Annotated in this window: 6 protein-coding genes; 3 read left to right on the top strand and 3 right to left on the bottom strand. The window is 70.9% G+C overall.

Annotation, left to right across the window (positions count from 1 at the left end; translation table 11 throughout):
* Positions 1-78: 78 nt before the first annotated feature.
* Both ND747_RS18850 and ND747_RS18845 read right to left on the bottom strand, forming a co-directional pair.
* Positions 79-1,164: an endonuclease/exonuclease/phosphatase family protein gene (locus ND747_RS18850; protein WP_308204656.1), complete on the bottom strand. Its 1,086-nt coding sequence runs from the start codon at positions 1,162-1,164 to the stop codon at positions 79-81.
* Positions 1,165-1,272: 108 nt separating this feature from the next.
* Complete coding sequence (locus ND747_RS18845) at positions 1,273-2,670, bottom strand: transcriptional regulator (protein ID WP_251735039.1); 1,398 nt, start codon at positions 2,668-2,670, stop codon at positions 1,273-1,275.
* 580 nt (positions 2,671-3,250) lie between these two features.
* On the opposite strand from ND747_RS18845, the gene ND747_RS18840 reads away from it, so the two are divergent.
* From ND747_RS18840 to ND747_RS18830, 3 genes are all read left to right on the top strand, one after another.
* The gene (locus ND747_RS18840; RefSeq protein WP_251735038.1) at positions 3,251-4,036 is read left to right on the top strand and encodes an electron transfer flavoprotein subunit beta/FixA family protein; all 786 of its coding nucleotides are present in this window, start codon (positions 3,251-3,253) and stop codon (positions 4,034-4,036) included.
* A gap of 12 nt (positions 4,037-4,048) precedes the next feature.
* Positions 4,049-5,011, top strand: coding sequence for an electron transfer flavoprotein subunit alpha/FixB family protein (locus tag ND747_RS18835; RefSeq protein ID WP_251735037.1), 963 nt, complete (start codon positions 4,049-4,051; stop codon positions 5,009-5,011).
* Between the two features lie 327 nt (positions 5,012-5,338).
* Positions 5,339-6,331, top strand: coding sequence for an ROK family protein (locus ND747_RS18830; protein WP_251735036.1), 993 nt, complete (start codon positions 5,339-5,341; stop codon positions 6,329-6,331).
* Between the two features lie 101 nt (positions 6,332-6,432).
* Here ND747_RS18830 and mftE read toward each other — a convergent pair whose 3' ends face one another.
* Positions 6,433-7,185 carry a mycofactocin biosynthesis peptidyl-dipeptidase MftE gene (mftE, locus tag ND747_RS18825; protein ID WP_251735035.1) on the bottom strand — a complete coding sequence of 251 codons (753 nt, stop codon included), beginning with the start codon at positions 7,183-7,185 and terminating at the stop codon, positions 6,433-6,435.
* Between the last annotated feature and the right edge of the window lie 923 nt (positions 7,186-8,108).

Genomic DNA, 8,108 nt, shown 5'->3' with positions numbered 1-8,108 from the left:
CCCGCCAGGCCCGCGCCCGGCGCCTGCCCGGCAGCCGGTCGGACGGGCCGGTCGGACGGGCCGGTCGCGGCGGCGGGACTAGCGCATCGCCAGGTCGGCGAGCACGGGCAGATGGTCGCTGCCGTACTCGCGTCCGACACTGAAGCCGGTCACCGCGAAGGCGGGGGAGGCCAGCACATGGTCGATGCGCAGTACCGGCGGGACGACCACCGCCGTGGCGCTCCACGTCGGTGCCCAGCCGCCGCCGACCACATCGTGGGCGTCGCGGACGCCGGCGTCCACCAGCCGACGGAACGGGCGGTGGTCGCGGGTGGCGTTGAAGTCCCCGGCCATCACCACCGGGAGGGTGGCGGCGCGTGCCTCGCGGCGCAGGTCGCTCAGCTGGGAGCGCCAGCGGCTGGTGTACTCCCCGGAGGTCGGCGAGATGGTGTGCACGGCGTACATGACGAAGCGCCGGTTCTCGTCGACCTGGACGATGGCTCGTAGCGACATCGCGCCACCGATGATCGGTGCGGCGGCGTCGCGCAGCGGGAACCGGGAGTAGACCGCCGCGCCGAACGCGCCCTGGGTCGGCCGGACCACCTGGTAGCCGTAGGGACGCAGTGCCCCGGTCGAGGTCACCTTCGACAACGTCAGCGGGGTCAGTTCGACGAGGACGAGCACGTCCGGGTTGGCGCTGCGGATCTGCGCGCCCAGCCGGTCGGCGTGCACGTTGTCGTAGCGCAGGTTCGCCGACATGATCCGTAGCTGGGCGGATCCGGGAGCGGCGTGCTCGGGATGTCCGGGCAGCAGTTCGGGCACCGTCCAGAACGCGTGGACGGCGATGAGGGCCACCGACAGGATCAGCAGCAGGTTGCGTCGGCGAGCGAAGGCCACCGCGGCGCCGAGGTAGGCCGGCAGATAGAGCAGCGGCGTGAGCGCGTTGACGACGGTGTAGGGCCAGTCGATCGCGTCATCGAGGTGCAGCAGGCGGCCGAGGGCGAGCAGAGCCAGCCCGCCCGTCAGTACCCAGGCCACGATGGTGATCACCGTGGGGAGGCTGGGGGGTGTCCGGGCAGTGGGTTCCGGGGCGGCGACCGGGATGTCACCGGGTGGCGACGTCGAGGGCGGGACGGGCGGCGGCGGGTCCGGCGCGGTCTGCCCGGATTCCTGGGTGGAGCTCACGATTCCTAGAGTGCCCGCCCGGCTCGCCCGGCTGCGCGCAGGGTGCCCCGTCCAGGGCTCCCCGACCTGCGCGACCGGGCGTCGCCGGGGTCGGTGCCCAGGCGGTGCCTAGGCGGCGGCGGGACCACCGGCGCGGCGGGCGGCGGACAGCAGCGGACGGGCCCTGGTCCGCCATTCGCGCACCGCCACGGTGGAATGTGCGCTGAGCGCCTCATCGAGTTCGGACAGTTTTGTGGTGATCCGCAGCGAGGTGACCTGGCCGGCGACGTCCAGGGCCCGGTCGCCGGCCTCGAGCGCGCCCTCCAGCTCCGGTGAGCTGCGCCGCAGCCGGGTCAGGGCGAGGTCGGCCTCGGCGTAGCTGCGGGTCCGGGCGCGGGCGGCCCGTTGCAGCTCCCGTGCCTGCAGCAGCATCGTCTCGGCGTCGTGGGCCCGGTCGAGCAGCAGCAGGCAGTGCCCACGGCATTCGGCGGCGTCGCCGAGGTTGTAGTGACCGGCCCAGGACGGGGACTCCTCGTCCCCGACGCGGGAGATCGCGTCGTCGAGTTTGTCCAGGGCGGCCTGGCAGCCGTACTCGTCCTTGTTACGGGCCAGCGCCCAGGCGTGCTTGTCGTACAGCATCGCGCGTACGGCCCACGTCGAGTCGCCGGCCGAACGGTTCAGCGCCGCCCGGGCGAGCGCCAGGCTCTGGCGGGTGTGCCCCAGCTGGGCGGCCTGGTCGCTCATGCCGGAGAGCACCCGGCCGGCGAGCATCGTGTCGTCGGCGTGTTCGGCGAGGCTCAGCGCCTGGATGTAGTAGCGCTGGGCCAGACCGTGGCGCTGGCCGTCCTGGGCGAGCCAGCCGCTGAACTGGGTGAGTTCGGCCAGCGCGCTGAACAGGTCGGGGTCGGGTCGACGGTCGCGGGCGGCCCGGGTCTGGTCGTGCAGGAAACCGACCACCTGGGGACGGATCTCGCCGCCGCCGAACTTGGCGTCGAGGCGGCGGAAGGTCTCCGTCACGTCGCGGATGAGGGCACCGCCGCCGGCCACCGGCTCGTGCGCGCCGGTGACGCGGTCGATCACCCCGGTGAGGCTGGACAGCACCGGATCGGCGAAGGCGGTGGCGATGAAGGCCGTGCTTTCCTGCAGCAGGTCGCGTCGGTGCATGTCACGTCCCGAAAGTCCGGCGAGCGTGCGCAGGGTCTCCACCGGAGCCCCCGCGCCGGTCAGACCCAGGTCGTCGTGGCGGTAGGACTCGCCACGCCAGCCGAGGTCGCTGGGCAGGACGGGATAGCCCAGTCCGGCCGAGAGTTCGGCCGCCGCGAGTTCGGCGACCATGGGGTCCCGGGGGCGCATGCCACGCCGCCAGTGACCGACCGTCGTGCGGGCCAGCCCCAGGTCGATCTGGCGCTGCCGGCGGGCACGGATGTTGACCTGGGCGGCGAACCTGGTGTCGGACACCCCGGCCTCGCGCAGCAGGCGGGCGAAGGCCGAGGTGTCCACGGAATCGTCTGGTGGTGTGTTCGACATAGTTCCCCCGTCGATGTGGTGGGTGACCGTCGTGCAGGCCGGTCGCGCTGTGCGCACCGCATGGGGCAGAAAGTAGTCGATCATTCACTTTTGGGGGAAGGGGGTGTGCACAACCTGGCTGAAATGCACGCCTGTTTAGGGGCGAAATCCCCTAGCCAACCCGAGATGATCCACTTTCTTTCCGCCAAAACGTGCAGGTCGCGACCGCGAGGGGGCGTCCCGGTCGGGTCGGTGGACGGATGGAGGGCGGTCGGGGGCCAGTACCGGACAAGGTCCGGACGGGCGGCGGGTATGTGTGGTTGTGCCGATGGGTGCCCGTAGCGAAGATCGCCAAGGTCGGTGACGGTACGTGATTGCCAGCGTGGTGTCGTGATAACCCCGTCACTGGGGATGGCCTCGGCGGGGTGCACGGACTAACGTCGGCGACGGCGTGTAGCCGTGATCGGTGCGTCGTCGGCCGTCCAGGTCAGGGGCCTGATGCGGCCTGCGTCACGCTAGCGATCACCGAGCGCGTGAGCGCCCCAGATGCGACGATGTCAAGAGCACTGACATCGGCAGTTGGCTACGGAGGCCCCAAGGCGTGAACATCGTCGTTACCGTCAAGCAGGTTCCCGATACCTGGGCGGAGAAGAAGCTCGACGCGGCGGACAAGACGGTTGACCGCCAGAGCGTCGACAACGTGATGAACGAGATGGACGAGTACGGGGTCGAAGAGGCCCTGAAGATCAAGGAAGCGCACGGCGGTGAGGTCACCGTCGTCACGATGGGGCCGGCCAAGGCGGTCGAGACGATCCGCAAGGCCCTGTCGATGGGTGCGGACAAGGCCGTGCATCTCACCGATGACTCGCTGCACGGGTCGGACGCGCTGGCGACCTCCGCGGCTCTCGCCAAGGTGATCTCGACTCTGTCTCCTGACATCGTCATCACCTCGTCCGAGGCGTCCGACGCCCGTGGCGGCGTCATCGGTGCCCTGCTTTCGGAACGCCTTGGCCTGCCGCAGCTGACCCAGGCCCGCAAGGTCACGGTCGACCCGGGTGCGGGCACCGTCCAGATCGAGCGTCTCGCCGACAACGGCTACGCGCTGGTCGAGGCGAGCCTGCCGGTCGTCGTCGGCGTGGTCGAGAAGATCAACCAGCCGCGCTACCCCTCTTTCAAGGGGATCATGGCGGCCAAGAAGAAGCCGCTGACGACCCTGTCCGCCGCGGATGCCGGCCTCGACGCCGCCTCTGTCGGGCTCGCCGGTGCCGCCTCCACGGTGGTGACCTCCGAGCCCGCCCCGCCGCGCTCCAGCGGCACGATTGTCAAGGACGAGGGCGACGGCGGAACCAAGGTCGCCGAGTTCCTCTCCGCGCAGAAGCTCATCTGAGAGGTTTGTTCGATGGCTGAAGTACTCGTACTCGTCGAGCACGCCGACGGAGAGCCGAAGAAGGTCACCGCCGAGCTGCTCACTCTCGCCCGCTCGTTCGGCGAGCCGGCCGCGGTGTTCCTCGGCGCGCCCGGCACCTACGCCAAGGCGAAGGACTACCTCGCCCAGTTCGGTGCGGCGAAGGTGTACGTCGCGGAATCCGACGACATCGCCGGCTACATCGGCGGCCCGGCCGCCGAGGTGATCGCGCAGCTCGTCGGCGAGGCTGCCCCGGCCGCCGTGCTGGTGGCCGCGACCTCGGACTCCCGTGAGGTCGCTGCCCGCGTCGCCGCCAAGATCGACTCCGGTCTGATCTGGGACGCCACCGCGCTCACCCCCGACCTCGTCGCCACCCAGGGCATCTTCGGCGGTTCGACGATCGTGACCTCGAAGGTCACCAGGGGTGTGCCGGTCGTCGTCGTGCGGCCGAACGCCACGGCGCCCGAGGCGGCCCCCTCCACCCCTGCGGAGCAGGTCGTGGACGTCGCGATCTCCGACACCGCCAAGGGTGCGAAGATCGTCGACCGGGTCGTCGAGGCCAAGTCCGGTCGGCCGGACCTCACCGAGGCGCAGGTCGTCGTCTCCGGTGGTCGTGGTCTCGGCGCCGCCGAGCACTTCGCCCTGGTGGAGAAGCTCGCCGACACCCTCGGTGCGGCGGTCGGAGCATCGCGCGCCGCCACCGACGCCGGCTGGTACCCGCACCAGAACCAGGTCGGCCAGACCGGCAAGACCGTGTCGCCGCAGCTCTACATCGCGGTCGGCATCTCCGGCGCCATCCAGCACCGGGCCGGCATGCAGACCTCGAAGACGATCGTCGCCGTCAACAAGGACCCCGAGGCGCCGATCTTCGAGTTCGCCGACTACGGCCTGGTCGGTGACCTGTTCAACGTCGTGCCGCAGCTCACCTCGGAGATCGAGGCGCGCAAGGCCGGTTGATCCACTGTTCGGCTGATCCACCGTCTGTCCGGTCGCGGCCGGGCGTCGGCCCCCTCCCGAGGTGGCCCGGCGCCCGGCCGTCGCCGTCGGGCCAGATGATTCGGGTCAGCTGAGTCGTGCCAGCTGGTCGGATCGTGCCCCCGTCCGGGGAGACGTTGCTCTCCCCGGCCCACCTGGCCTGGCCCGCACCGGTGGACACCGGCTGACCCGGGCTGGTGAGGGTGGCGATGTCCGGGTGCGCGTGATGAGGTCGGCGGTGTGCAGTCTCAGGTGAGCTCCCCCGATGGGTGAACGCGGACGGACCGGCGATCGCGGCCGGTGCGCGCCATGACCAGCCGGGCGCTGGCAGTCGACATCGGCGGGACGAAGATCGCGACAGCGGTGGTGGATGCCGACGGCACGCTGCGCGGCGCCGCCCGCCGGCCGGTACCGGTCGTGGGGCCGTCCGGAGCCGGGCCCTCCGGAGCCGAGCAGGTCTTCGGTGCGGTGCGTGACTGTGTGGCCGAGAGCCTGTCCGTCGCCGAGATCGATGCGGCCGATGTGGCCGGCGTCGGCTGTGGCTGCGCCGGGCCGATGCGCTGGCCGGCCGGGGTGGTCTCGCCGCTGAACATCCCGGCGTGGCGCGAGTTCCCGCTGCGAGACCGGCTGCGCGACCTCGTGGGCGGCGCGCCGGTGTTCGTGCACAACGATGGAATCGCTCTGGCCGCCGGTGAGCACTGGGCCGGGGTCGGCCGCGGGGTGCGCAACCTGCTGGCCGTCACCGTGTCGACCGGCGTCGGCGGCGGTCTGGTCCTCGGGGGTCGGCTGCTGCACGGTGGCTGGGGTAACGCCGGGCACATCGGCCATGTCACGGTGGCCGTCGACGGGCCGCCGTGTCCCTGCGGCAGCCGCGGCTGTCTGGAGGTCATGGCCGCCGGACCGCACACCGTGCGTCGGGCGCAGGCCGCGGGCTGGGTTCCCCCGGTCGGGCAACCCGCTGATGGCCGGACGCTGGCCGCCTCGGCCGCCGCCGGTGACCAGACCGCCCGGCGGGAGCTGGTCCGTTCGGGGAGTGCCGTCGGCGCGGGCCTCGCCTCCGCAGCGAATCTGCTGGACCTCGACGCCGCCGTGGTGGCCGGCGGGTTCGCCCAGTCCGGGCCGATCTTCTGGGATGCGATGCGGGCCGGCTTCGACCGCCATGCCGGGCTGGCCTTCGCCCGGCGACTGCGGATCCTGCGCAGCGCCGACCCGGACCGCGTCGCCCTGTGGGGTGCGGCCGCCTTCGTCCTTGCCGCGGACCGGTACGGCGGTTGGCCCGATGCGGAGCCGGTCGGCGGCTGAAGCCCGCGTCCACGGCGACCATCCCTGCACGCTGCCTGCCGGCTGTTCGTCCCGGCTGTGCGGCCCGTCCGGCTGTGCGGCCCGTCCGGATGGGCCGGACGTCACGGCGGGGGTGGAGCCGGGTGCGGCCGGGGCGGGGGGATGCCCGCCCGCCCGGCCCAGGCCAGCAGGAGCTCGGCCGCATGATCGACGTAGGCGGCCAGGAGCCGGGCACCCTCGTCGGCCGACGCGCCGGAGGGATCGCCGAGGACGCCGGAGGGACTGAGTGCCGCGACGCCCCGGGCGACGAGCTCGGCCAGGGGCGGGGTCGGACCGGCCGTCGCGCGGTCGAGCCGGACGGCTCCCGGGGCTAAGTACAACAGCAGCGAGGTCTCGCTGCGACCAGCGTGCAGATCGCCTGCTCCGGCCGTCGTCGGGGCAGGGACACCGGCGATGCGGGCGAGGGCGGTGGTCGGCGTCCACAGCAGTACCTGTCGACCCTCGGCACCGAGCACGGTGACGGCCCGGCGCAGACCCACGACGTTGCCACCGTGCCCGTTGACCAGGAGGACGCCACTGGCCAGCTCGTCCGCCGACCGCACGATCTCGATCACGGCGTGGGCGAGCGCATCGGTACCCAGCGACAGCGTGCCGGGGAATCCGGCGTGCTCGCCACTGGCCCCGAACGCCAGCACGGGTGCGACGAGCAGTGGGGTGAGACGACGCTCGAGCCCGGTCGCGACCGCGACCGCGATCCGGCTGTCCGTGTCGAGGGGAAGATGCGGGCCGTGCTGCTCGAGGCTGCCGATCGGTAGCACAAGCAGGGGCCGAGGCCCAGCCAGCTCCGGCCAGGTCACCTCGCCGAGCTGGACCATGCAGACCTCCGGTGTCGATGCGCGGCCTCCCAGCATGACGGAGGTTCCCGCCCGAGCCGCCGAGCCGCCGAGCCGACCCCGCCGGGACGCAGCCGCACATCGGCACATCGGCACGGCGATGCGCGGTACGCACCCGGATCTCGGTCCGGGTCCGGCCGGATCCGGGGAAGGAACGTGGTTTGGCGGCGCGCGAGGCCGGGTACTAGCTGGTCAGACGATCCCGCGCTGCGGGATCGCGGTCGATCCGGCCAGACGGGAACCGTCTGCACGGCTCGCCCGTCGGGTAGGTAGCACACCGTCGGTCGACGGTGTCAGAAAGTTATGCCCGCGCAGCCGTGCGCGCTGGCCCTGGTCGTGTATAGTTCCTCTTCGTCGCCCACCGAGCTTTTACCGTGAGCTCGATGTCGCGCAGGACCAGATCTCCTCCGAGGGGGCACAGACCCCCCGAGGAAACGGGCCGCGGACGGTGCGATATGGTTGGCAAAGTGGCAGTCGCCGGTTCGGCGGGTGGTAAACCCGCATAAATCGGAGCGGTTTGACACAATCCATCCGAAGCTCGTAAGGTACGAATCACTCAAGCGCTTTGAAAGAAGCCTTCCGAGTATGAGTACCTCGAAAGAACCTGTTCAACCGGCGCCACAATCGCAGCAAAAGCCGCGATTTGACACCGAACGAAGAGGCGAGTAAGTTAAGGGAAAGCCAGAGTAAAGCGAAAGCGGAAATTCTGGCCACGCACGAACCTGTTCAACCGGCGCCACAATCGCTAAAAAAGCGATTTGACACCGAACGAAGAGGCGGGTAAGTTAAAGAAGCACCGGAACGCAGTAAAAACAAAAAGTTCCGGTTGCGCCTGCTCCTTGAGAACTCAACAGCGTGCCGATTGTCAGTGCCAATTATGTACTGCCCCCTTTTTCATGGCTCTG

Source organism: Frankia sp. R82 (genome assembly GCF_023716925.1).
In the GTDB taxonomy this organism is placed as follows: Bacteria; Actinomycetota; Actinomycetes; order Frankiales; family Frankiaceae; genus Frankia.
This window is presented reverse-complemented; position numbering and strand designations above follow the sequence as displayed.